Annotated in this window: 20 protein-coding genes; 7 read left to right on the forward strand and 13 right to left on the reverse strand. The window is 59.9% G+C overall.

Annotated elements, in window-relative coordinates:
• Nucleotides 1-194: 194 nt before the first annotated feature.
• From ACIQAL_RS25935 to ACIQAL_RS25955, 5 genes are all read right to left on the reverse strand, one after another.
• On the reverse strand, nucleotides 195-2,078 hold the full coding sequence (locus tag ACIQAL_RS25935) for a TonB-dependent receptor domain-containing protein (RefSeq protein ID WP_401150441.1): 1,884 nt from the start codon (nucleotides 2,076-2,078) through the stop codon (nucleotides 195-197).
• A 166-nt stretch (nucleotides 2,079-2,244) separates the two neighbouring features.
• Nucleotides 2,245-4,134 (reverse strand): 1-deoxy-D-xylulose-5-phosphate synthase, encoded by a 1,890-nt coding sequence (dxs, locus tag ACIQAL_RS25940; RefSeq protein WP_401150443.1) that lies wholly within the window; start codon nucleotides 4,132-4,134, stop codon nucleotides 2,245-2,247.
• Between the two features lie 207 nt (nucleotides 4,135-4,341).
• Nucleotides 4,342-5,229, reverse strand: a complete 888-nt coding sequence (gene ispA / locus ACIQAL_RS25945; RefSeq protein WP_401150444.1) for a (2E,6E)-farnesyl diphosphate synthase — start codon at nucleotides 5,227-5,229, stop codon at nucleotides 4,342-4,344.
• Complete coding sequence (locus ACIQAL_RS25950; RefSeq protein WP_062384761.1) at nucleotides 5,226-5,468, reverse strand: exodeoxyribonuclease VII small subunit; 243 nt, start codon at nucleotides 5,466-5,468, stop codon at nucleotides 5,226-5,228. Before ACIQAL_RS25950 ends, ispA begins: the two co-directional genes overlap by 4 nt.
• Nucleotides 5,469-5,897: 429 nt before the next feature.
• Entirely contained in the window at nucleotides 5,898-6,905 is a 1,008-nt protein-coding gene (locus tag ACIQAL_RS25955) for a zinc-binding alcohol dehydrogenase family protein (protein ID WP_401150445.1), read from the reverse strand.
• A gap of 114 nt (nucleotides 6,906-7,019) precedes the next feature.
• On the opposite strand from ACIQAL_RS25955, the gene ACIQAL_RS25960 reads away from it, so the two are divergent.
• Entirely contained in the window at nucleotides 7,020-7,925 is a 906-nt protein-coding gene (locus ACIQAL_RS25960; protein WP_401150446.1) for a LysR substrate-binding domain-containing protein, read from the forward strand.
• Between the two features lie 169 nt (nucleotides 7,926-8,094).
• On the opposite strand, the gene ACIQAL_RS25965 is transcribed toward ACIQAL_RS25960, so the two are convergent.
• Together ACIQAL_RS25965 and ACIQAL_RS25970 are read right to left on the reverse strand one after the other, a co-directional pair.
• Complete coding sequence (locus ACIQAL_RS25965; protein WP_166597446.1) at nucleotides 8,095-9,879, reverse strand: IlvD/Edd family dehydratase; 1,785 nt, start codon at nucleotides 9,877-9,879, stop codon at nucleotides 8,095-8,097.
• A 66-nt stretch (nucleotides 9,880-9,945) separates the two neighbouring features.
• Nucleotides 9,946-11,127 carry a fumarylacetoacetate hydrolase family protein gene (locus tag ACIQAL_RS25970; RefSeq protein ID WP_401150448.1) on the reverse strand — a complete coding sequence of 394 codons (1,182 nt, stop codon included), beginning with the start codon at nucleotides 11,125-11,127 and terminating at the stop codon, nucleotides 9,946-9,948.
• Nucleotides 11,128-11,247: 120 nt separating this feature from the next.
• Between ACIQAL_RS25970 and ACIQAL_RS25975 the strand changes: the two genes are divergently transcribed.
• The 5 genes from ACIQAL_RS25975 to ACIQAL_RS25995 all read left to right on the forward strand — a co-directional run bounded on the left by ACIQAL_RS25975 (nucleotide 11,248) and on the right by ACIQAL_RS25995 (nucleotide 16,082).
• Entirely contained in the window at nucleotides 11,248-12,189 is a 942-nt protein-coding gene (locus ACIQAL_RS25975) for a LysR family transcriptional regulator (protein ID WP_401150449.1), read from the forward strand.
• A gap of 132 nt (nucleotides 12,190-12,321) precedes the next feature.
• Nucleotides 12,322-13,707, forward strand: a complete 1,386-nt coding sequence (locus ACIQAL_RS25980) for an MFS transporter (RefSeq protein ID WP_401150450.1) — start codon at nucleotides 12,322-12,324, stop codon at nucleotides 13,705-13,707.
• Nucleotides 13,708-13,996: 289 nt separating this feature from the next.
• Nucleotides 13,997-14,749, forward strand: a complete 753-nt coding sequence (locus ACIQAL_RS25985) for an Asp/Glu racemase (RefSeq protein WP_166597450.1) — start codon at nucleotides 13,997-13,999, stop codon at nucleotides 14,747-14,749.
• Nucleotides 14,750-14,805: 56 nt separating this feature from the next.
• On the forward strand, nucleotides 14,806-15,702 hold the full coding sequence (locus ACIQAL_RS25990; protein ID WP_401150452.1) for a LysR family transcriptional regulator: 897 nt from the start codon (nucleotides 14,806-14,808) through the stop codon (nucleotides 15,700-15,702).
• Nucleotides 15,703-15,869: 167 nt separating this feature from the next.
• On the forward strand, nucleotides 15,870-16,082 hold the full coding sequence (locus ACIQAL_RS25995; protein ID WP_401150454.1) for a helix-turn-helix domain-containing protein: 213 nt from the start codon (nucleotides 15,870-15,872) through the stop codon (nucleotides 16,080-16,082).
• A gap of 169 nt (nucleotides 16,083-16,251) precedes the next feature.
• Here ACIQAL_RS25995 and yiaY read toward each other — a convergent pair whose 3' ends face one another.
• On the reverse strand, nucleotides 16,252-17,400 hold the full coding sequence (yiaY, locus tag ACIQAL_RS26000; RefSeq protein ID WP_401150455.1) for an L-threonine dehydrogenase: 1,149 nt from the start codon (nucleotides 17,398-17,400) through the stop codon (nucleotides 16,252-16,254).
• A 218-nt stretch (nucleotides 17,401-17,618) separates the two neighbouring features.
• Here yiaY and ACIQAL_RS26005 point away from each other — a divergent pair, with 218 nt between their 5' ends.
• Nucleotides 17,619-18,311: a DUF6933 domain-containing protein gene (locus ACIQAL_RS26005; protein ID WP_401150456.1), complete on the forward strand. Its 693-nt coding sequence runs from the start codon at nucleotides 17,619-17,621 to the stop codon at nucleotides 18,309-18,311.
• A 314-nt stretch (nucleotides 18,312-18,625) separates the two neighbouring features.
• On the opposite strand, the gene ACIQAL_RS26010 is transcribed toward ACIQAL_RS26005, so the two are convergent.
• From ACIQAL_RS26010 to ACIQAL_RS26030, 5 genes are all read right to left on the reverse strand, one after another.
• A complete protein-coding gene (locus ACIQAL_RS26010; protein WP_401150458.1) occupies nucleotides 18,626-19,351 on the reverse strand; it encodes a helix-turn-helix transcriptional regulator in 726 nt (241 codons plus the stop codon).
• Between the two features lie 442 nt (nucleotides 19,352-19,793).
• Nucleotides 19,794-20,321 (reverse strand): inorganic diphosphatase, encoded by a 528-nt coding sequence (gene ppa, locus ACIQAL_RS26015; protein ID WP_401150459.1) that lies wholly within the window; start codon nucleotides 20,319-20,321, stop codon nucleotides 19,794-19,796.
• Nucleotides 20,322-20,469: 148 nt separating this feature from the next.
• Nucleotides 20,470-21,261: a zinc-dependent peptidase gene (locus tag ACIQAL_RS26020; RefSeq protein WP_401150460.1), complete on the reverse strand. Its 792-nt coding sequence runs from the start codon at nucleotides 21,259-21,261 to the stop codon at nucleotides 20,470-20,472.
• A gap of 6 nt (nucleotides 21,262-21,267) precedes the next feature.
• Entirely contained in the window at nucleotides 21,268-21,915 is a 648-nt protein-coding gene (locus ACIQAL_RS26025) for a DedA family protein (RefSeq protein WP_401150461.1), read from the reverse strand.
• Between the two features lie 252 nt (nucleotides 21,916-22,167).
• Nucleotides 22,168-22,620, reverse strand: a complete 453-nt coding sequence (locus tag ACIQAL_RS26030) for an N-acetyltransferase (protein ID WP_166597460.1) — start codon at nucleotides 22,618-22,620, stop codon at nucleotides 22,168-22,170.
• Nucleotides 22,621-22,756 lie beyond the last annotated feature (136 nt).

Genomic DNA, 22,756 nt, shown 5'->3' on the forward strand with positions numbered 1-22,756 from the left:
CATCGGCAGCCCGCCTTCGGCAGAATCAAAAGCAGATCCGCATCGGCAGCCCGCCTTCGGCAGAATCAAAAGCAGATCCGCATCGGCAGCCCGCCTTCGGCAGAATCAAAAGCAGATCCGCATCGGCAGCCCGCCTGCGACCAGAATCAAAAGCAAACCCGCGTCACCGTTGGCGAGCGGGCTGTTAGGGGCGGTTACAGCTCCGGCGTCCACGTCACGCCGAACATCCACGTTCGGCCTTCTTCGTGATAGCCATAATTGCTGCCGTCAAAGCTGTACAGCGTGCGGCTGTAGCGTTTGTCGAGTGCGTTATCCAGTTTGAATTCCAGCTTCACGTCACGGCTGGCCTTCCAGCTGCTGCGCAGACCGAACAGGGCGTAGCCGCCGATGTTCTGGGTGTTGGCTTCGTCGTTGTAGCTGCTGCTTACCGCCTGCCAACTTGCGCCGACGCCAAGCCGGTCGAACTGACGGTCAAGGTCCAGGTTCAGCGTTCGGCGCGCACGGCGATTGAGGGTGTGACCGGTGTCGCGATCTTCCGGGTCGATGAGCGAAGCGCCGAGCTTGCCCGTCCAGCCGAACAGTTGTTGCTCCAGCGACGCCTCAAACCCGTTGATTCGCGCCGAGCCGATGTTCTGCGGGGTGAAGTCGGCGTCCAGTGCGATGGCGTCTTTCAGGTCCGTACGGTACAGCGACGCTTCCAGCTTGCTGGTCTCGCTCAACCGGCTGCGCCATTGGACCTCGTAGCTTTTCGAGTGCTCGGGCTTAAGCTTCGGGTTACTGAAACCGGGGTAATACAGGTCGTTGAACGTCGGCGCCCGAAAGCCTTCGGTGTAGGAAAAAAGCACATCATTGGCGTCGTTGAGCGGGATCGTCAGCGCGCCGCTCCATGTGTTCTGGCTGCCGAATTGCTGGTTCTTGTCGTGACGCAGCCCCAGCTCAGTGGAAAACCCGTCGCCTTTGAAGCGGTGTTGAACGAACACGGCGCGGTTCCAGCGACTGTCTTCGTCGAACGCCGTGCTGCTGTTGACGCGATCCTCATACCCGTCCGCGCCGAGCATCAGGCTGTTGCGATCGTCGAGGGTCAGGTCGTTCTGCCAGTTCACCGAATCGCGGTAGGTGTTAAAGACGTAACGATCGTCGCTGAGCTTATCGGCAGTCTTCTCGCGATTTTCGCTGTGGCCCACTTCGAGACGGGTTTTCCAGCGCTCGTTAATCCGCGCATCCAGGTACGTACCCAAGCTGCTCAACTCAAAATCGCTGTATTGCTGTTGCCCGACGCTGTTGAAAGTGATCGGGTCGAACAGACCGAACGGGTTGTCGAATTCGGTCTTGCCCTTGTTATCCAGCACGTTAACGCCGATTTCCACGTCATCGTTCAGCCAGTGGCTGAGGTTCAGGCTGTAAGACTTATTACGGTAGGCGTCGTGATCAGCGTCACTGGCGAAGGACGGGCCGGTGCGGTCGATGCCGTTGGTCTCGTCGAGGCTGGTGCTCAGGTTGAAATGGGTGCGCTCGTCGCCGCCGGACAGCCCCAGACTGTTCTGCGACGTGCCGCGATTGCCGAAACCCGTGTGCAACCGCGCTTGCAGGCCTTGTTCGGCGCCACGCCGGGTGAATATCTGGATCACCCCACCGATGGCATCGGCCCCGTACACCACCGAGCGTGAACCGCGTAGCACTTCCACCCGTTCGATCTGGTCGACGTTGAGGTATTGCAGCGCGCTATCCGCAGACGTGGCGTTGGCGATGCGCTGGCCATCGACCAGCACCAGGCTCTGCGCGGCCTTGGTCCCGCGAATGTAAATCCCCGGCAGACTGCCGCGCCCACCGCTCTGCGCCACCTGCACACCAGGCACCCGGTTCAGCAGGTCAGTGACGCTGGTGGGTTGCAGGCGTTCGATGTCGGCTCGGGTGAACACCGTGTTCGCCGCCGTGCTGGCGTCGCGCTGCTCGACTTGGCGATTGGCGCTGATGAGCACGTCGGGGAGTTTCAGGGCGTCTTCGCGGTTGGGGGTATCGGCGAAGGCGTGGGCGGATGGCAGCAGAGATAGAAGAAGACCGACGCGAGAGATATTCATGTTATTTCGAGGGCAAAGTCTGTGGGAGCGAATTCATTCGCGAGAGGCCGGTACAGGCGACGCATCTCTATCGACAGAGATACCGCATCGCGAATGAATTCGCTCCCACAGATCATCTGGCATCCTGAATTAGCAGGGTGTCAGATGGCCGGGGAGCGTATGGCGTTTAGATCTTTGCTAGACGTGCATTGATCGACGCTTCGATCCCGTCCGCGTCCAGCCCGCATTCCGCGAGCATCTGCGCCGGTTTGGCGTGTTCGACGTAGCTGTCCGGCAGGCCCAGGTGCAGCACGGACCTGAGAATGTTCTCCCGTGCCAGGAACTCGCTCACCGCCGCCCCCGCGCCACCCATGATGGCGTTTTCTTCAATGGTCACCAGCAGGTCGTGACGGGCTGCCATTTCGCGGACCATTGCCTCGTCCAGCGGTTTGACGAAACGCATGTCGACCACCGTCGCGTCGATTTTTTCCGCAACGACCAATGCCTCGGCCAGTTGCACGCCGAACACCAGCATGGCGACTTTGCTGCCTTGACGGCGGACGATGCCCTTGCCGATTTCAAGCGGCTCCAGGCCGTTGTCGATCACGGCATTCGGGCCGGTGCCGCGTGGATAGCGCACCGCCGCAGGGCCGTTGAACAAGTGGCCGGTGCTGAGCATTTTGCGCAGTTCGTTCTCGTCACTCGGCGTCATCACCAGCATGCCGGGGATGCAACGCAGGTACGACAGATCGAAGCTGCCCGCGTGGGTCGGGCCGTCTTCGCCCACCAGACCGGCGCGGTCGATGGCGAACAGCACGTCGAGGTTCTGCACTGCGACGTCGTGGATCAGTTGATCGTATCCGCGCTGCAGGAAGGTCGAATAAATCGCCACGACGGGCTTGGTGCCTTCGCAGGCCATGCCTGCCGCCAGCGTCACCGCATGCTGCTCGGCAATGGCCACATCGAAATACCGCTCCGGGAAGCGCTCGCTGAATTCGACCAGGTCCGAGCCTTCTTTCATGGCCGGGGTGATGCCGACCAAGCGCTCATCTGCGGCAGCCATGTCGCACAACCACTGACCAAACACACCGGAATACTTCGGCCCACTGGCCTTTTTCGGCGCGACAGGGGCGTTGACCGGGTCGAGCTTGGTGATCGCGTGATAGCCGATCGGATCGACCTCGGCCGGGGCGAACCCCTTGCCCTTTTTGGTGACCACATGCAGAAACTGCGGGCCTTTGAGGTCACGCATGTTGCGCAGGGTGGCGATCAGCGTCGGCAGGTCGTGGCCGTCGATAGGGCCGATGTAGTTCCAGCCCAGCTCTTCGAACAGGGTGCCGGGAACCAGCATGCCCTTGGCGTATTCTTCGGTGCGGCGGGCGATTTCCCACGCGCCGGGCAGACGCGACAGCACTTTCTTGCTGCCTTCGCGCATGCTGGCGTAGGTGCGGCTGGACAGAATCTTCGCCAGGTAATTCGACAGCCCGCCGACGTTGCGCGAGATCGACATGTCGTTGTCGTTGAGGATCACCAGCATGTCGGCGTTGACTTCGGGGGCGTGGTTCAACGCCTCAAAGGCCATGCCTGCCGTCAGCGCGCCGTCACCGATCACGGCGATGGCCTTGCGACCGTTGCCTTGCAGGCGATTGGCAACGGCCATGCCCAGCGCGGCGCTGATGGAGGTGCTGGAGTGACCGACGCCAAAGGTGTCGTACTCGCTCTCACTGCGACGCGGGAAGGCGGCCACACCGCCTTTCTGGCGCAGGGTCGACATCTGCTCGCGGCGACCGGTGAGGATCTTGTGCGGGTACGCCTGATGGCCAACGTCCCAGACCAGCCGGTCGTCGGGGGTGTCGAAGACGTAGTGCAGGGCCACGGTCAGCTCAATGACGCCAAGGCCGGCACCGAAGTGCCCGCCGGTCTGGCCAACGGTGTAGAGCAGCTCCAGGCGCAGTTCGTCAGCCAGGGCTTCGAGCTCGGCTTCACCTAACCGGCGCAGGCCGTCCGGCGTCGCTGCCTTGTCGAGCAGTGGCGTGGACGGGCGCTCGCGGGGAATCTCTTTGAACGTCGTGGGCATCAGGCGAATCGTTATAAGTAAAAGAGGCGGCAGTTTACCTGATGCATCGCGAGCTGCCCATGAAACGCAATCGATGGGTGCTCAAATCGGCAGGTTCAAACGGCACATCCCGCTGCAGCCGCGTGGCTTGCTGGCGGTCGTGTCCGCAGGATCATTGCCGCTGGCATGCCGTGCTGCCGCAGGGTGGCGTGTATGGCGGATAGCCTGTCAGTTACGACGTTCAACGATATAGCGCGCCAACGCACGCAATGGCTCGGCGGCCGCGTCGAAAGGTCGCAGCGCCACCAGCGCCTGATCGCGGAGCTCCAGCGCGTAATGTTTGGCTTCTTCCAGGCCGAGCAGCGCCGGGTAGGTCGGCTTGTCGCGAGCGATGTCGGCGCCCTGGCGCTTGCCGAGGGTCGCGGTATCGCTTTCGACGTCGAGAATGTCGTCCTGCACCTGAAACGCCAGGCCGATGGCGCGGGCGTAGATTTGCAGCGAGTCGAGTTGCACCTGGCTGGCATGACCGCTGGCCAGCGCACCGAGACGAACGCTCGCTTCGATCAGCGCCCCGGTTTTATGCCGGTGCATGATTTCCAGCGCGGTCTGGTCCAGCTTGAGGCCGACCGAGCCAAGATCGATGGCCTGTCCGCCAACCATGCCCGCCGGGCCTGCGGCGTGGGCGAGGGTGGCGACCATTTTCAGGCGGGTCTCGGCGTCCTGCGGAGTGAGTTTGCTGTCGCTCAGCACGCTGAACGCCAGGCTTTGCAGACCGTCACCGGCGAGGATGGCACAGGCTTCGTCGAACGCTTTGTGGGTGGTCGGCAGGCCGCGACGCAGATCGTCGTCGTCCATGGCGGGCAGGTCGTCGTGCACCAGCGAATACGCGTGGATCAGCTCGACGGCGCAGGCCGCACCGTTGGCGTGTTCGGCGTTGCCACCGAGCGCTTCACAGGCTGCGTACACCAGCAGCGGGCGCACGCGCTTGCCGCCGTTGGTGACGCTGTAGCGCATGGCTTCGTAAAGACGGTTCAGTTCAGGAGAAGGGGCGTTGAACAGGCTGTCCAGCGCCGCATTGACGCGTGCCTGACTGAGGGCCTGATACTCGGCAATCATTCTGGCTGTTCCGCGTCGAAGGGTTCCTCGGCCAGTTCGCCATCGCGTTCCAGCAACACTTGCACCTTCTGCTCGGCCTGCGCCAGCGCGCTCTGACACTCGCGGGTCAGACGGATGCCTTGTTCGAAGGCGGTCAACGAGTCTTCCAGCGACAGCTCGCCGTTCTCCAGACGCTCGACCAGCGTTTGCAAATCCGTGAGGGACTGTTCGAAATCCAGTGCAGCTTTCTTGCGGGCCATGGCGGCTATCCCGGTAGACGTTAAACCGGCGCGACACTAGCAGAGCGAGGGCATTGGGGCAAATGAGAGGTGCCGGGCGGAGGGCGTTCAGCACCGGTCTATTGCCGCGACAATCACGCGATATGAGCATGCCACCGAACATTGTGGGCGCCGACATTGTAGCTGTAGCAGCATGGATTGCCGGTGGTGGCGTGCTTGAGATCGTCGTCGCCAGTAAGCCGTGCGCTGATACCCCTGTGGGAGCGAATTTATTCGCGAAGGAGCGTCCGGGCGATGGAGATGTGCCGCCTGCACCGGCTTTTCGCGAATGAATTCGCTCCCACAGTGGGAGGGTGATCGCCCTGCAGCATGGCCTGCCGGTGGTGGCCTGTTTGAGGCGGCCACCGCCGAAAACCATGCTGCCACAGCGGATGCCCTCCGAACGAGGGCTTAAAAACCTTCGAGAACGACCTTGCCCTTGGCTTTGCCGCTTTCGATCACGGCGTGGGCGCGGCGCAGGTTCTCGGCGTTGATGGTGCCGAAGTGCTCGCCCAGCGTGGTTTTCAGCACGCCTTGGTCGATCAGGCTCGAAACCCGGTCAAGCAATTCGTGCTGGGCGATCATATCTGGCGTTTCGAACAGCGAGCGAGTGAACATCAACTCCCAGTGCAACGACAGCGCTTTGCGCTTCATCGGCATCACATCGAGGGCTTTCGGGTCGTCAATCAGCGCCAGTTTCCCCTGCGGGCGCAGTGCCTCGATCAGTTGTGGAAAGTAACTGTCAGTGTGGGTGAGGCTGGCGACATGGCTGACCTGGCCGACGCCGATTTTCTCCAGTTGCGCCACCAGCGGCTGGCTGTGATCAATCACGTGATGGGCGCCGAGGTCTTTGACCCATTCCTGGGTTTCCGGGCGCGACGCGGTACCGATCACGGTCAATTTGGTCAGTTGACGCGCCAGTTGAACAAGGATCGAACCCACACCGCCGCCCGCGCCGATGATCAACAGGCTGTCGCCTTCGCCCCCGCCTTCTTTCACGCCCAGGCGGTCGAACAGCAGTTCCCACGCGGTGATCGACGTCAGCGGCAGCGCGGCGGCGTGGGCGTTGTCGATACTTTCCGGTTTGCGACCGACGATGCGCTCGTCCACCAAATGGAATTCGCTGTAGTTGCCGGGCCGGGCGATGGAGCCCGCGTAGAACACTTCGTCACCTGCCTTGAACAGCGTGACGTCGCTGCCGGTTTCCCGCACGACGCCGACGGCATCCCAGCCGACGACTTTCGGTTCGGTGGTCGCCGAACCTGCGCGGACTTTGGTGTCGACCGGATTCACGGACAGGGCGCGCACTTCCACCAGCAGGTCCCGTGGGCCGGGGACAGGTTTAGGCAGGTCCATGTCCATCAGCGATTTTGGGTCTTCGATGGGCAGGCCGTGTTGGGTAAAGGCGATGGCTTTCATGGCGGTCTCTTTATGAATGCAAATGAATGTTCAGGTCGATGGGCGCATCTTGTTCTTCTCTACCGAAAAGAAAAACCGGCACACTGCACCAACACTTTCACAGCTGGAGTGAAAATGATCCGCATCGACGATCTTACGCTGTTCGTTCGAACTGCCGCGCTGGGCAGTTTTTCCAATGCCGCACGGGAGGTTGATCTGCTGCCTGGGCAAGTGGCGGCGGCGATCAAACGCCTGGAGCGCGAACTGGACATTCGTCTGTTCGCCCGTTCGACCCGCAGCCTGCGCCTCACGGCAGAGGGCGAGCAATACCTGCCGACCGCACGAACGGTGCTCGATGCGTTGAAAGAAGGGCGCGAAAAACTGCGCCGCGAAAGTGCCGAGCTGCAAGGCACGCTGCAAGTGTCCATGCCGTCGGATTTGGGGCGCAACGTGATGCTGGAATGGCTGACCGGGTTTCGTCGGCAACATCCTTCGTTGAACCTGCGCCTCTTCGTCTCCGATCAAGTGGCCGATATTTTCCGCGATCCGGTGGACGTGGCGATTCGCAGCGGCGTGATCGAAGACGCCAATTACATTGCGCTGCCGCTGGCCCCCTGGAATCGCCGCGTATTGGTGGCCTCCCCTGATTATCTGGCGCGCAAGGGGCGGCCTGCGGCGTCCGGTGATCTGCTGCAGCACGACTGCCTGCTGTACATCATTCATGGCCGGGTTTATGACAAATGGCCGGTGGGCGGGCGGGTGTTCACGGTCACGGGGCCGCTGCTGACCGACGATGCCGATCTGGTTCGTCGTTGGGCGGTGGCGGGGGAGGGCATCGCTTACAAATCGTGGGTCGATGTGCGCGAGGATGTGCTGGCGGGAAGGCTGGAGTTGCTGCTCCCCGATTATCACGGCGAGCCCGCGCCCTTGAACTTCGTCTATCCCCACCGCCAGCAATATTCCCCGGCGGTGCAGCAGTTGTATTCGATGTTGAAGAGCCGGTTTGCGGAGTCTGAAAGCGGGTTGCCGACGTTGTTGTAAGCGCAGTGCTCATGCTGTCACTGGGCAAACACGGACTTCCTGTAGGAGCGAATTCATTCGCGAAGGGGCCGCACGGTCAATGCCTTTCGGCGGCCTGATCCATCTTTCACGAATGCATTCGATCCCACAGGTTTTGCCTTTCCACGCGATCAGGGTGTCAGCGAGCAGGTCAATGCGAATGCCGTGGCTCGCCGCTTCTGGCAATCACCCTCAAGTGCAACGTCGCGGGTTCCAGACACCCCCCTGTCGACAATTGCCCCACCAACTGGCGATACAACTCCTGCCACGGCGTTTGGGATGCAGGCATTTTCGGTTCGAAATGCGCGCGGCGCTCGGCCATTTCTTCATCGCTGACCAACACATTCACGCTGCGGTTGTTCAAGTCCACCCGCAGCCGGTCATTGGTTTTCAACAGCGCCAAGCCGCCGCCCACCGCTGCTTCAGGCGACATGTTCAGGATGGAAGGGCTGGCCGAAGTGCCGCTCTGGCGGCCATCTCCCAGGCACGGCAAGGAGTCGATGCCGCGCTTGATCAGTTCGGCGGGAGGGGCCATGTTCACCACCTCGGCACTCCCCGGATAACCCACGGTGCCTGCGCCACGAATCACCAGAATGCAGCGCTCATCAATCTCAAGCGCCGGGTCATTGATGCGCTCGTGGTAGTCCTCTGGCCCTTCGAAGACGATGGCGCGCGCTTCGAAGCTGTTCTCTGCGCCCGGCTCGGACAGATACGTCTTGCGAAACGCCTCGCCGACCACTGACATCTTCATGATCGCGCTGTCGAAGAAGTTGCCGCTCAACACGATGAACCCCGCACGGTGCTTGAGTGGATCGTCGTAGGGGCGAATCACGTCGGCGTCGTGGGCAAGTGTGTTACGCACGATCTCGCCAATGGTTTTGCCCGACACCGAGCCACAGTCCTCATGCAGTTTTCCGGCTTTTTGCAGTTCGTGCATCACTGCCGGCACGCCGCCCGCACGATGGAACCCTTCGCCCAGGTATTTCCCCGCCGGCATGCAGTTCACCAATAGCGGAATGTCCTCACCGATGCGCTGCCAGTCATCCAGACTCAGTTCGACCCCCATATGGCGGGCGATGGCGATCAAATGCGGTGGGCAGTTGCTCGACGCGCCCAAGGCCGACGCCACGGCAATCGCGTTTTCAAAAGCTTCACGGGTCATGATCTGCGAAGGCCGCACGTCTTCACGCACTAAATCGCAGATGCGTTTGCCCGTGAGGTACGCCATCTGGCCCCGCTCGCGATACGGAGCCGGAATGCTCGCGCAGCCGGGCAACGACATGCCCAGCGCTTCGGCCAGCGCGTTCATCGACAGCGCCGTGCCCATGGTGTTGCAGTGACCCACCGATGGCGACGCGGCGGTGGTCATTTCCATGAAACCTTCGTAGTTGATCTCGCCCGCCGACAGCAGATTGCGCGCATGCCAGAGCACGGTGCCAGAGCCGATCAACTCGCCCTTGTGACGGCCATCGAGCATCGGGCCGCCAGACAAGACGATTGCCGGCAGGTCAGTGGTGGCTGCGGCCATCAGGCAGGCCGGGGTGGTTTTGTCGCAGCCGGTGGTCAGCACGACCCCGTCCAGCGGATAGCCATGGAGAATTTCGACCAGACCCAAGTACGCGAGGTTGCGGTCCAGCGCCGCCGTCGGGCGACGGGTCTGTTCGGCCATTGGGTGCACCGGAAATTCCATCGGGATACCGCCCGCGTCTCGAATCCCCGCCTTCACGCGTTGCGCGAGTTCCAGATGATGACGATTGCAAGGGGCCAGATCACTGCCGGTTTGTGCGATGCCAATGATTGGGCGTCCGGATTGCAGTTCTTCCCGGGTCAAACCGTAATTCATGTAACGCTCGACGTAGAGCGCCGTCATGTCGGCGTGGGAGGGGTCATCGAACCATTGCTGGCTGCGCAGGGGGCGTTTGGGTGATTCGGACATGGTTCGGGCTTCTCTTGTCATTGGAATATCTGGCAACACGACTACAGCATGACGTCAGCGCGCGAATTAACGCGACAGTAATCCCCGCGCCGCCAGGTTGTGAAACAGCGCGCCGACCCCGAACGTCCACGGCGTTGCGTGGCTGCTGTGGGTGACTTCGTTATGCAGGCCGCCGAGCAACCGGCTGCTGATGCTGACCTGATCCAACAATTTGTGGGTAAAACCGCTGCCGACGGTATCCCGGTCTTCGGTGGGGGCGAAAAGGGTGCCGAGAAACAGCAGGAAACCGTCCGGGTACTGGTGATTCGCGTTGAGGGTCTGGGCCGCGATGTCTTCCGGGTCGCGGCTGATCTGCGACATGGAACTGGAGCCCTTGAGAACGTAGCCGTCTTCACCTTTGACGCGCAGGTCGACCACGCAATGGCGCACGTCGTCCATCGAAAACGTCTCGTCGAACAATCGAATGAACGGGCCGATCGCGCAGGACGCGTTGTTGTCCTTGGCTTTGCTGAGCAGCAATGCGCTGCGACCTTCGAAGTCACGCAAATTGACGTCGTTGCCGAGGGTTGCGCCATGAATTTGCCCGCGACTGTTCACCGCCAGCACCACTTCAGGCTCTGGATTGTTCCATTCCGATTTCGGATGAATGCCGATTTGGCTGCCGCTGGCCACGGATGCCAATACGGGCGCTTTCGTGAAAATCTCGGCATCAGGGCCGATGCCGACCTCCAGGTATTGCGACCACATTTTCTGCTCGATCAGCAGTGCTTTGAGGTTTTTTGCCTGATCGGAGCCTGGCCTGATGTTGCGCAAGTTATCGCCGATGGCGCCTTGCACGATTGCCCGTACGCTTTCGGCCTTGGCCGGGTCGCCCGCAGCCTGCTCTTCAATGACGCGCTCAATCATGCTGGCGGCGAACGTCACACCCGCGGCCTTGATCACCTGCAAGTCGGCCGGTGCCAGCAGAAAGGCTTTGTCGAGGTCAGGTGTGGCGGTGGAATTGGCGAGCAGGTCTTCGAGGCTGGCAATCAACCTGCCTTGGGTTTCACGCACCGCCTGGAGGGGGGATTGCGCCTCTAACAACTCGCTCAACGTAGCGAAGCGTTCGGACAGGTCAAACACCCCGTCGCTGCGCAAAACCACGGGTGAGGGTCCGCTGACCTTGCCGGGCACCCAGGCCCGACCAATCAATGTGCCGCTGAGGCCATCAGCAGGCAGCGTGTTCTCGGGAGTCAGTTGAATAGGCATGGCAGTCCTCGAAGGTTCTTGTGCTTTTGCTACCGACCCTAATCAGCGACGGCGATAAACTCCAATGACATCTGCTCAATTATCGATAACACTGGGTTATCGAAAATTGAGGCTGCTCCCATGTCCGATCTGTCCTTTCAGACAGTCTGTAACTGGCTCAAATTCAAGCATCTGGTGTTGATCGACACCTTGGCGCGGACCCGTAACATGCACGCCGCCGCCTTGCACATGAACCTCAGCCAACCTGCCGTCAGCAAGATGCTCCGTGAAATCGAGCGGTTGTTGGGATTCGACCTCTTCGAGCGACTGCCGCGCAACATGCCGCCCACGGCGTTGGGTGAACACGTCGTGCGTTACGCGCAAATTGCGTTGAATGACGCGAACAAGTTCGTCGACCAGATCAGCAGTCTGCGCGAAGGCGGTCACGGGTTTTTGAAAGTGGGCGCGATCTTCGCTGCCACCGCCGTCGTGCTGCCCAGCGCGATCGTGCAGTTGAAGCAGCGCTGGCCCTTGCTCTCAATCGAGATCGTGGAACAAACCAGCGACCACCTGATGGAAATGCTCGACGACAAGAAACTTGACTTGGCCGTGGCTCGATACACCGATGAGAACCAACAGCAAGTGTATGACTTCAAGGCGTTGGCGCCCGAGCCGTTCTGCATGGTCGTCAACAGTCGGCATCCGCTGAACGCGTTGAAAGAAACGCCACTTGAGGAATTGGGAAACTGGCCCTGGATTCTCTACCCGGTGGGCACGCCGATCCGGGCGCGAATGGAGCAGGCCTTTGCCAAGGCTGGCATTCCGCTGCCGAGAAACACCATCGACACCATTTCGATGCAGACCTTCCTTCAAGTGCTGCAATCGGGGCCGATGATCGCCATGTTGCCCGCGCCGATGGCCCAGCCCCATCTGGAAAGCGGCCTGCTGAAGGTGCTGAACACTCCTTTGAAGCTGGCGCCGCAGGACTACGGAATCCTGACCCGCAAAGGTGAACCGCTGCTCGGCGCTGCGTCAGAGTTTGCCGAAATCCTGCTGGCACATACAAAGAATGCTCGGGCGTGAGTCGATAACCTCGGGTTATCGATCAATGGAAACATCTCATTATTCTTCATCTGTCGGTTGTCAGTACCATCCGCTCGTGTCTTGACCCCCATAACAACAATACAGGCGCGTTCAGTGCCTGGAGGTCCCACCATGGCAACCGCATCTGATCGCCTGCCCGAATCCTCGGGCGCCGGGCAAGCCAGCTTTGAAGATCGCACTTACCGCAAAGTCATTCTGCGCATCCTTCCCGTCCTGCTGCTGTGCTACATGGCGGCGTACCTCGATCGTGTGAACATCGGCTTCGCCAAGCTGGACATGCTCAACGACCTGCAATTCAGCAACACGATCTATGCATTGGGCGCGAGCATCTTCTTCTGGGGCTATTTCATCTTCGAAGTGCCGAGCAACCTCTTGCTGCATCGCTTCGGCGCACGGTTCTGGATTGCTCGGATCATGCTGAGTTGGGCCATCGTTTCAATGGCCGTTGCCTTCACGGTGCCATTGGCGAAGTTTTTCCATATCGAGTCGGAAACCATGTTTTACGTGCTGCGTTTTCTGCTCGGCATCTGTGAGGCAGGCTTCTTTCCCGGCGTCATCCTTTACCTCAACTATTGGTTCCCGACCCGTCGTCAAAGCCGGGTAATGTCCGGCTTCCTGATGGCCATGCCGATCAGTCTGACACTGGGCGGGGTGATTTCCGGATGGCTGATGACCAAAATGCAGGGCGTGCAGGGCATGGCTGGCTGGCAGTGGCTGCTGATCATCGAAGGTCTTCCTTCCGTGGTCATGGCTTTCGTGGTGCTGGCGTTCATGGCCAACAACATCGACGCCGCCAAATGGCTGTCCCCGCAAGAGAAGGCAATGCTCAAGGCCAACCTGCAGACCGATAGCACAGGTAAAGCGTCGAGCTTGCGCGAGGTGTTTTTCAACGGGCGAGTGTGGCTGCTGGTGCTGATTCTGCTGACCTTCAATACCGGCTTCTACGGCCTGGCGTTCTGGATGCCGTCGATCATCAAGAGTGCTGGCATCTCCAACCCGCTGGACATCGGCCTGCTGACGGCCATTCCCTACGGCATCGCCGTGATTGCCATGACGCTCAATGCTCGTCATTCCAACAAGACCGGTGAGCGCCGGCTGCACGCGGCGATTCCCGCGATCATCGGTGGCATCGGGCTGATCCTCAGTGCGTATTTCGCCAACAACGTCGTGCTGTCGATTGTCTTCCTCAGCGTGTCGGCGTCCGGCGTGCTGAGCCTGATGCCGATCTACTGGACCTTGCCCGGCACGGTGCTGTCAGGTGTCGCGGCCGCTGCGGGCATTGGCATGATCAACGCCATTGGCAATCTCTCGGGCTTCACCGGTTCGATGATTACGGCCGTTGCCGAGAACCTGACAGGCAACATCAACAACGGCACCTACGTGCTGGGGGCCTGTCTGTTCGTCAGCGCGGGCCTGATCCTGTCGATTCCCAAAGCCATGCTGGGCAACCACAAAACCGAGGCAGCGCAGCCTGTCGGTGAACTCTCCAACGCCTGACATCAACCGTGGACTTTTCTGACGCCTCTCTTTCTGTGGGAGCGAATTCATTCGCGAGAGGGGCGTTCGGGCGATGCATCCCTGTCGCCTGGCCATCTTTCGCGAATGAATTCGCTCCCACAGGGGCGTAGGGTTCGGCCCGAAATCTCTGGCGCGCCCTGCTCACCTCATCCGCCTGCCATCGCCATCCGCGATGGCAGGCTCGCCAATGCCTGATATACGCCCCCACCCCGCACTCCTAACATCGGTCGCCTACCCGGTCGTTGCCGGCGAACTGAAAGGAGAACCCATGAAAAACTTTCGAATCGGCCAAATCGTTCCCAGCTCCAACACCACCATGGAGACCGAAATTCCGGCGATGCTGACCTCGCGTTACGGTCTGTTTCCGGAAGAGCATTTCACCTTCCACTCTTCGCGCATGCGCATGATGCACGTCAGCCCTGAAGAGCTGAAAAAGATGGACATCGACAGCGACCGTTGCGCGCTGGAACTGAGCGATGCGCGGGTGGACGTCATGGCTTATGCCTGTCTGGTGGCGATCATGTGCCAGGGCGCGGGCTATCACAAAGTCTCGCAGGAGCGTCTGGGCAAAACCGTTGTCGGCAACAAGTCCAACGCCCCGGTGCTCAGTTCGGCGGGCGCGTTGATCGACAGCCTCAACCTGCTCAACTACAAGAAAATCTCGATCATCACCCCGTACATGAAGCCCCTGACCCAACAGGTCATCGACTACATCGAAGCGGCGGGCATTGAAGTGGTCGATTCCATCAGCCTGGAAGTGTCCGACAACCTCGAAGTCGGTCGTCTGGACCCGATGAACCTGGTGGCCCACGCCGACAAGCTCAACATCGGACAAGCCGATGGCGTCGTTCTGTCGTGCTGCGTACAAATGCCGTCGCTTCCAGCGATTCAGGTCGTACAGGATCGTCTCGACAAGCCGGTGCTGTCGGCGTCCGTCGCCACGGTCTACCAGATCCTGAAAAGCCTCGGCCTCAAGGCCCAAGTGCCGAACGCTGGCCATCTGCTGTCGGGCCAGTTCTGACCCACGACGTGACGAGGTACTATGGCGGCCACGCAGGCCAACGCCCGGTACCTCTCATGAAGCTTGATCCCGTTTCGCTGCGCCTTTTCGTCAGTGTCGTCGAAGAAGGCACCATCGCAGCCGCCGCCCAGCGTGAACACATCGCAGCGGCGGCGGTGAGCAAGCGGCTCAGCGAGCTGGAAGAGCTGCTCGACTCCAGACTGCTCAACCGCACCAACAAAGGGATCACCCCCACCGACGCGGGCCTGTCGCTGCTGTTCATGGCCCGCAGCGCCCTGAACAATCTGAATGAAATCGTCGTGCAGATGCGCGACTACTCCCACGGGCGGCGCGGCTCGGTCAGCGTTTTGGCCAACATCTCGGCCATCACCCAATTCATGCCCGGCCTGATTCAATCCTTCATGGCCGACTACCCGCTGATCAACATCAGCCTCGAAGAACAGCAAAGCCTGGCCATCACCAAGGCCGTCGCCGAAAACCGCGCCGACATCGGCATCTTTACCCGGTTGCCGCACGGCGCCGACATCGAAGTCTTCCCGTTCCGCACCGACCAGCTGGTCCTGCTGGTTCCCAACGACCACCCTTTGGCCGAGCGCGAAACCGTCGACTTCAACGATACCCTCGACCACCCTTACGTCACTCTGCGCAGCGGCACCCACCTCAACTTCCAACTGATCAAAGCCGCCAATGACCTTGGCCGCTCCCTGAAAATTCGCATGGAAGTCTCCAGCTACGACGCGCTCTGCCTGATGGTTCAGGCGGGCGTCGGCATTGGCATCATGCCCGAGGGCAGTGTCGGGATTTACAAACTCGATGGTGCAAAGGCGGTGCGTCTGGATGAAGCGTGGGCGAGTCGCGAATTGAGCGTTTGCGTGAGGTCGAGAGAAGGACTGTCGACAGCGGCGGGGCTGTTTCTTGAGCACATCCTAAAAGCCGAACCGCAGGCGGATTGATGCTCTTGGGCTACAAAAAACCGTCTTCGCATCGAGTTTGATGCTCGCGGGCTACAGTCTCAGCTTTTCCGGTTTGCGTTTCGATCATCCCTTTGTCTTGAATTGTTGTGTCCCATGGGCTGCAAAAATAGGCGTTACCTACGTTTTTGATGCTTGAGGGCTACAACGTGTCCACTCTTTTCGATATCGCCGAGATGCTCAAGCACGCGCGCAGTGAGGCTCAACTTAGCCAGGAGGCCATCGCCAACCGAGCGGGCGTGTCGCGCTCGACCGTGGCCCGCATGGAAACCCTGGCCAAAGGCGATATGAGCGTTTCAGCGTTAGTTCGCTTGCTCGAAGCAGCAGGGTATGACTTGAAACTGGTGAAGGCCGGTCATTAACGGACGGTTGAGGACATCTTGGCGGAGCAGCGTTCAGGGGCTATGAAGTGACGTGTTCAGATTGGCCGTTCGGAATTGCTGGCACCCCGGCGACCCAAGTAGCTGCGCGAGCATCATGTAAAGAATGAATAAGGGGCCCATGCGGACCCCTTATCAGTGCATCGGCTGCTTACATCGCTGTGCGGAAAATCTCTTCGATCTGGTCCTGGTTCGCAGGACGGGGGTTGGTGAAGCCACAGGCATCCTTCATGGCGTTGGCCGCCAGAGTAGGGATGTCGTCGGCCTTGGCGCCCAGTTCGCCCAGACCACCCGGAATGCCGATGTCGCCCGACAGTTTGCGGATCGCCGCTATGGCAGCGGCGGCGCCGGCTTCGTTGTCCAGACGCTGCGTGTCAACGCCCATGGCCGTGGCCACATCTTTCAGGCGCGCCGGGCAGACGCTGGCGTTGAAGCTTTCCACGTGCGGCAGCAGCACCGCGTTGCACACGCCGTGGGGCAGGTCGTAGAAGCCGCCCAACTGGTGCGCCATCGCGTGCACATAACCCAGCGACGCGTTATTGAACGCCATCCCCGCGAGGAACTGCGCGTACGCCATGTTTTCCCGTGCGGGCATGTCGCTGCCGTTGGCGACGGCGGTGCGCAGGTTGGCAGAAATCAGCTCGACGGCTTTCAGCGCACAGGCGTCGGTGATCGGCGTTGCGGCCGTCGAGACGTAGGCTTCGATGGCGTGAGTCAGTGCATCCATGCCTGTGGCGGCGGTCAGGCCTTTCGGCATCGCAGCCATCAGCGACGGGTCGTTCACGGACAGAAGTGGTGTGACGTTGCGGTCAACGATGGCCATTTTCACGTGGCGGGTTTCGTCGGTGATGATGCAGAAACGGGTCATCTCACTGGCCGTACCGGCCGTGGTATTGATCGCGATCAGGGGCATCTGAGGCTTGGCAGATTGATCGACGCCCTCGTAATCGCTGATTTCCCCGCCGTTGGCCGCGACCAGCGCGATGCCTTTGGCGCAATCATGGGGCGAACCGCCACCGAGGGAAATGATGAAGTCCGCGCCGCAGAGCTTCAGTTGCTCCAGGCCTTTCTCCACGTTGCTGACCGTCGGGTTGGGCTTGGCGCCGTCGAAGATCGTGGCATTGATATCCTGCCGTTGCAGCAGCCCGGCCACCTTCGCCGCGACCCCTGCCTTGGCCAGCCCGGCGTCGGTCACGATCAATGCGTGACGAAACCCATACTTGCGGATCGCGTCTGTCGCCTCGTCGAGACTGCCGATGCCCATCATGTTCACAGACGGAATGAAGAACGTGCTGCTCATTGATTAATCCTCTTCTTATGGTTATTTGGCCGGGAGGCCGGAGGTCCACTCATCAAGTGAGGGTCATCCTAGGAGCATGAAGAGGGGGGCTAAATGGTTCTTTAGGGGGCAGGAGTGGGGGTCTTTGGTCGTAGTGGCCTATAGCTTTGAATGTTTGCGCAATCGCTGCTTCATGTCAGTCTTAGCGACCGTCCTACTTCAAATGCCAGTGACTATTCATGTTGATATTCGACTGTACTCAAGCCGCCAGGGACTTTTTCTCCGGGAAAGTGAAAGGTCAAGTCGTGACCCCTGTCCAGCCAGCGGCCGCTGCTGAATCGCTGGAATTCGATAGCCATGACCCCGCCGATATCCAGCGCTGGCAATTGCACGCGACGAAGTTCGGAAAATTCAACATTTTGCTCGCGATGAAAACCGACACTCGTTACGCGATGCTCTTCGTCGGCCTCAAGCGCAACGACGTCGACGGATTCCTTGAACGGTTTCGCTCGCGCTACATTGGCGAGCTCGTCAAGACCGCGCTGCAACTTCAACTGCCCCTTCCTCCACAGCCCGTCTTGCAGCAATGCATCACAGATTGGGAAAACGTCCTGATGGACGCCCATTTCTTCAAACGCGGAGACCGGGGTGTCCAGGCGCACATCAATGATGCGTTGGGAGTGGCCGCTTACGACGCTTATGAGGGGCGGGGGCTGCCCACTGAGTTGAATGATTTGATTGCGTTTGACCAGGCCACGAATGACACGCTGCGCTCAATCAAAGGAGGACCTTACTTTCAACCCGCCGATGAGGAAATTCAGCGAGCGTATCCAAGGCTGGGCGGGGTAATGGCTAAGGAAGAAGTAGCAGAGGCGTACAGGGCTTGGCACATGGCTTGGCACCGCCAACAGAGCCCCGGACCATCAGCCTGACTGAATGTGGGATTTCAGCGGCGACACGGCCCCGCTTCTTCGGGGCTTCGGGCATTAAAAAGCCGGCTTGTGGCCGGCTTCTCGGTGACAGGTTTGGTTAGTTTTTGGCTATCCGCACCCATCCGCAAAAGTGCGCGCTGCATGCAGGCGCTTGTCAGGTAGACGAGGCGTCGCACAGGGCGGCGTCTGGTCGATCACCCATTAGCGGGTAGCCGGTGGGTGTTGAAACGAAGGCGTGCAGGATACTCACTCTTGCTCTGTCTGCCCAGTCCTGGTGCGCTGCCACGGGTCTTTCAGGCGCCGCTTTTTATCCGTCAGGGCAGGGTGGCGGGGTGGCGGCGGTTGTTGAGGGTGGACCACCAGAAGATCCAGCCGAGAATGTGGATGTGTTGTTCCTGTATCTGTTCGGCGCTGAAGATTTCATCGGGGTATTCGCTGGCGTTGTGGCTGCGCAGTCGCAAGCCACCGCCGGGAAGACGATAGAGGTATTTCACCCTGAGCATGCCGTCGTGTTCGAGGGCGTAAATTTCGCCGTCGATGACGTTAATGCGGCCGCGGTCTACACCGATGAGCGAGCCGTCCTGAATCTTGTCGGCCATGCTGTTGCCGACCATGGCGACGCAGATGGCGTTATGCAGTTGGACGTCCATGGCATCGAGAACGCGGCGCGCCAGGCGCACTTTGTGACCATGGATTTCGCCGATGCTGCTCTGGCCGGGGGGCTGGGTCATGAGTTCGCTGTAGAACGGCATGTCCAGTTCATCGCGAGCACCTGTGCGTTCGGGCCGTGTTCTAGTCGGGACGTTCAGTCCGATGTTGCCGCAGTCTTCCCCGGGGTGTTTTGGACCTTCGCCGCTGCGCAGCCAGCGTACGTTGACGCTGAGCAGTTCGGCCACTTCTTCCATGCGCGCCATGGGGATGCCGCGTTTGAACCAGTTGTTCACGTGTTGCGGCGTTACCTTGCGGTTGGCGGCGAAGTCCGTTGCAGAGAGATGGCACTCCCGCAGAAGTACGCGTAGTCGATCACCTGATGTATTCATGGCGCAAAGTTTACGTGCGGTTCAAGTTTGTTTAAATGAACGAAGTGTTCAAATGCGCAGGCAGTCAAAGAGGTGGGGGATTATTTAAGTTATGACATTTGACTGTTTCTGTAGGGGGATTCATTCACTGTTTTGCAGTGGCTCAACAATGCCTGGAGCGCTTGAATGGCGCGGCTTAGGGCCATTCGGCCGAGAGCGTACGGAATAGAGCCGCAACTTCGAATATCCTTGAAAATTCTGTTGCCGAAAAGAGCCGTGCCGTTTGATGCACTAAACAAAATGTTTGAAGGAGTAATGTTTTAAACATTTTTGTCGGCCGGACGGACGAAAAAAACAGAAAAAGACAAATAGGGAGACAATCGGGAGAGGTGTAGCGGGTATCGCGAGAGGGAGGTTGTTGCCACCTTCGAAGCGGCAGGCGCTTCGAAGGTAGCAAACCGGATCAGCCCTTGTAGGCAGCGACCGATTTGATGATGGCTTCACGAGCGGCGTCTGCGCCTGCCCAGCCTTCGATCTTGACCCATTTGCCTTTTTCGAGATCTTTGTAGTTCGCGAAGAAGTGCTCGATCTGTTGGATCAGCAGCGGTGGCAGGTCGGTGTATTCCTTCACGTCGACGTACAGCTGGGACAGCTTGTCGTGTGGGACTGCGATGACCTTGGCATCGCCGCCGCCGTCGTCGGTCATGTTCAGCACGCCGACTGGACGGGCGCGGATGACCGAGCCTGGCGCAACCGGGTAAGGGGTCACGACCAGCACGTCGAGGGGGTCACCGTCATCCGCCAACGTGTTCGGAATGAAACCGTAGTTGGCCGGGTAAAACATCGGGGTGGCCATGAAACGGTCAACGAACAGAGCGTCGCTTTCTTTGTCGATTTCGTATTTGATCGGCGCGTGGTTAGCCGGGATCTCGATTGCGACGTAGATGTCATTCGGCACGTCTTTACCGGCCGGAATCTTGCTGTAGCTCATTGGGCTTTGCCCCCCTTGGTTGACCATTCAGAATCTGGCGTCCAGCGCCAAAAGTGGCCCGGATTATAGGCACATTCCGGAAGCGATGCCACGCGTGGCGGGCGTCTTCCGGACGTTGTGACAAGCCTGATAGACCGGCATTTGCGACTTAAGTGCCAGCTGAAAGCGCCATAAGTCGCACCAGAGGGTCCTGCCGATAGAAGGCCTTGAGTTGGGCGTAGACCTCGGGATAGGCCTCAACCAGTAAGTCCGGCGCACTGAAGAAGTATTCGCTGGTGACGGCAAAAAACTCGGCAGGGTTTTCGGCCGCGTAAGGGTCAATGGCGGTTTCCGTGTCCGGGTTGGCGTCCAGCTGGCGATTCATGTCATCAAACGCGGCTTGCATCACGCGCGCCCAGTCGGCGACGCGCATGTCGTTGTGCAAAGGCGGATGACCATTGGCGTCGCCGTTGAGCATGTCGAGCTTATGCGCCAACTCGTGGATGACCAGGTTGTAGGCCTCCCAGCCGCCACTCGACAGCACACCCGGCCATGCAAGAATCACCGGGCCCTGCGACCAGGCTTCGCCGCTGTGTTCGCCGTCCCACTCGTGTTCAATGCCGCTGGCGTCGCGATGTCGCTGCGGGCTGATGAAATCGTCGCCATACAGGACGATTTCGTGAAAGCCCTGATACCAGTTCAAATCCCCCAACGCCAGCAGTGGCAATTGCGCCTGAGCGGCCAGGAACAGGCGTGACTCATCGTCCAGCTCGACGCCTTCCAGCGCGGTGAGGTGTTTGGCGTGGAGAAACAGCACGCAGCTGTCGAGCAGGTAGCGATCCTCTTCAGCGGTCAGGCCGTCGAGGATTGGCAAGCGCTGACGAACCCGGTCCCACAAGTCCGGATCAATCGGGTTCCGCGCCAGCGTGCGACGTTTGAACCAGCCGCCCAATGACCACATGGTTTTTTAGCGCGCGGCGGCGGAATTGCCCCGGCGGCTGCGGATCAGGCCAATGATCATCGGCAGCAGCGAGATCAGGATGATCGCGAGCACCAGCAGGGTCAGGTTTTTCTTGATGAAGGGGATGTTGCCGAAGAAGTAGCCCAGCGTGACCAGACTGCCGACCCAGAGGATCGAACCCAGCACGCTGAATCCCAGGAAACGGAAATAGTGCATCTTGCCCAGGCCTGCGACGAAGGGGGCAAAAGTGCGGATTATCGGCAGGAAACGCGCAAGGGTGACGGTCTTGCCGCCATGGCGTTCGTAGAACTCATGGGTCTTGGTCAGGTAGTCGCGGCGGAAAATCTTCGAGTTGGGGTTCTTGAACAGTTTGTCGCCGACCGTGCGGCCGATCACGTAGTTGGTGCTGTCGCCGATGATCGCAGCCGCCATCAGCAGGCAGGCCAGCAGAACAGGGTCCATGCCGCCACCGGCTGCAACGGCGCCGGCGATGAACAGCAGTGAATCGCCCGGCAAGAACGGGGTGACCACAAGGCCCGTCTCACAAAAAATCACCAGGAACAGGATCGCGTAGACCCAGGTGCCGTAGTTAGTCACCAGCATATCGAGGTAGACGTCGAGATGAAGAATGAGGTCAAGCGGGTTGAAATCCATGTACGGCACCTGATTGAGAGACCCGGACCGGGTCACGTGCGAGGTCGATAAGTACTGCTGATGTGGGGCGGCATTATAGAGGGAAGAAACGGGATGTTGCCGAGCGCCTTATGCAGATCGAAACATTTGGTAGTGATGGGATATGACGCCCTGTAGGAGTGAGCGTGCTCGCGATGGCATTCGACCCACCGCTGCGATGTCGCCTGACAGCCCATCTCGGGCAAGCGCGCTCCTACAGATTCGAGGTGCGATTCAATTGATCGGGAGGGTGTAGTTCTTGAACTGCGTGTCTTCCTTGAAACCGATCGACTCGTACACCTTTTGCGCCACTTCGTTGTTCGCGCTGGTGGACACGCGCATGCGCACCGCTTGGGTTTCGCGGGCCATTTTCTTGGCTTTCTGCATCAGGTGATCCGCCACCAACTGGCGGCGCGCGTCTTCGGCGACGTAGATGTCGTTGAGGATCCAGACGCGTTTGAGGGACAGGGAGGAATAACTCGGGTACAGCTGACAGAAGCCCAGCAGCTTGCTGTCGTCATCGTCTGGCAGCGCCAGGTAAATCACCGACTCGTCGCGGCTCAGGCGTTTTTGCAAAAAGTCGCGGGAGGAATCGGGGAAGGGGTGTTCGCCGTAAAACTCACGGTATTTGACGAATAACGGGGTCAACAGGTCCAGGTGCTCCAGGGTGGCTTGGATGATCCGCATGGTTGGGCCTCAGCTTCATTTGCAATTCATGAAAGGGGGAGGACGCGCCTGGCACGGGGACAGACGATCTGGACTGTGCCTAAGCGGTTTAGAAAGCGCAATCCAAAAGCGGGAGTGGACGGGACCCGTAGATCCC

The organism is Pseudomonas sp. NPDC088368, from assembly GCF_044753445.1.
In the GTDB taxonomy this organism is placed as follows: domain Bacteria; phylum Pseudomonadota; class Gammaproteobacteria; order Pseudomonadales; family Pseudomonadaceae; genus Aquipseudomonas; species Aquipseudomonas bambusae.

What these genes read in the sequence shown, in the direction of transcription:
- ACIQAL_RS25935 (WP_401150441.1), bottom strand. Translation starts at nt 2,078, where the DNA reads ATGAATATCTCTCGCGTCGGTCTTCTTCTATCTCTGCTGCCATCCGCC.
- dxs (WP_401150443.1), bottom strand. Translation starts at nt 4,134, where the DNA reads ATGCCCACGACGTTCAAAGAGATTCCCCGCGAGCGCCCGTCCACGCCA.
- ispA (WP_401150444.1), bottom strand. Translation starts at nt 5,229, where the DNA reads ATGATTGCCGAGTATCAGGCCCTCAGTCAGGCACGCGTCAATGCGGCG.
- ACIQAL_RS25950 (WP_062384761.1), bottom strand. Translation starts at nt 5,468, where the DNA reads ATGGCCCGCAAGAAAGCTGCACTGGATTTCGAACAGTCCCTCACGGAT.
- ACIQAL_RS25955 (WP_401150445.1), bottom strand. Translation starts at nt 6,905, where the DNA reads ATGAAAGCCATCGCCTTTACCCAACACGGCCTGCCCATCGAAGACCCA.
- ACIQAL_RS25960 (WP_401150446.1), top strand. Translation starts at nt 7,020, where the DNA reads ATGATCCGCATCGACGATCTTACGCTGTTCGTTCGAACTGCCGCGCTG.
- ACIQAL_RS25965 (WP_166597446.1), bottom strand. Translation starts at nt 9,879, where the DNA reads ATGTCCGAATCACCCAAACGCCCCCTGCGCAGCCAGCAATGGTTCGAT.
- ACIQAL_RS25970 (WP_401150448.1), bottom strand. Translation starts at nt 11,127, where the DNA reads ATGCCTATTCAACTGACTCCCGAGAACACGCTGCCTGCTGATGGCCTC.
- ACIQAL_RS25975 (WP_401150449.1), top strand. Translation starts at nt 11,248, where the DNA reads ATGTCCGATCTGTCCTTTCAGACAGTCTGTAACTGGCTCAAATTCAAG.
- ACIQAL_RS25980 (WP_401150450.1), top strand. Translation starts at nt 12,322, where the DNA reads ATGGCAACCGCATCTGATCGCCTGCCCGAATCCTCGGGCGCCGGGCAA.
- ACIQAL_RS25985 (WP_166597450.1), top strand. Translation starts at nt 13,997, where the DNA reads ATGAAAAACTTTCGAATCGGCCAAATCGTTCCCAGCTCCAACACCACC.
- ACIQAL_RS25990 (WP_401150452.1), top strand. Translation starts at nt 14,806, where the DNA reads ATGAAGCTTGATCCCGTTTCGCTGCGCCTTTTCGTCAGTGTCGTCGAA.
- yiaY (WP_401150455.1), bottom strand. Translation starts at nt 17,400, where the DNA reads ATGAGCAGCACGTTCTTCATTCCGTCTGTGAACATGATGGGCATCGGC.
- ACIQAL_RS26005 (WP_401150456.1), top strand. Translation starts at nt 17,619, where the DNA reads ATGTTGATATTCGACTGTACTCAAGCCGCCAGGGACTTTTTCTCCGGG.
- ACIQAL_RS26010 (WP_401150458.1), bottom strand. Translation starts at nt 19,351, where the DNA reads ATGAATACATCAGGTGATCGACTACGCGTACTTCTGCGGGAGTGCCAT.
- ppa (WP_401150459.1), bottom strand. Translation starts at nt 20,321, where the DNA reads ATGAGCTACAGCAAGATTCCGGCCGGTAAAGACGTGCCGAATGACATC.
- ACIQAL_RS26020 (WP_401150460.1), bottom strand. Translation starts at nt 21,261, where the DNA reads ATGTGGTCATTGGGCGGCTGGTTCAAACGTCGCACGCTGGCGCGGAAC.
- ACIQAL_RS26025 (WP_401150461.1), bottom strand. Translation starts at nt 21,915, where the DNA reads ATGGATTTCAACCCGCTTGACCTCATTCTTCATCTCGACGTCTACCTC.
- ACIQAL_RS26030 (WP_166597460.1), bottom strand. Translation starts at nt 22,620, where the DNA reads ATGCGGATCATCCAAGCCACCCTGGAGCACCTGGACCTGTTGACCCCG.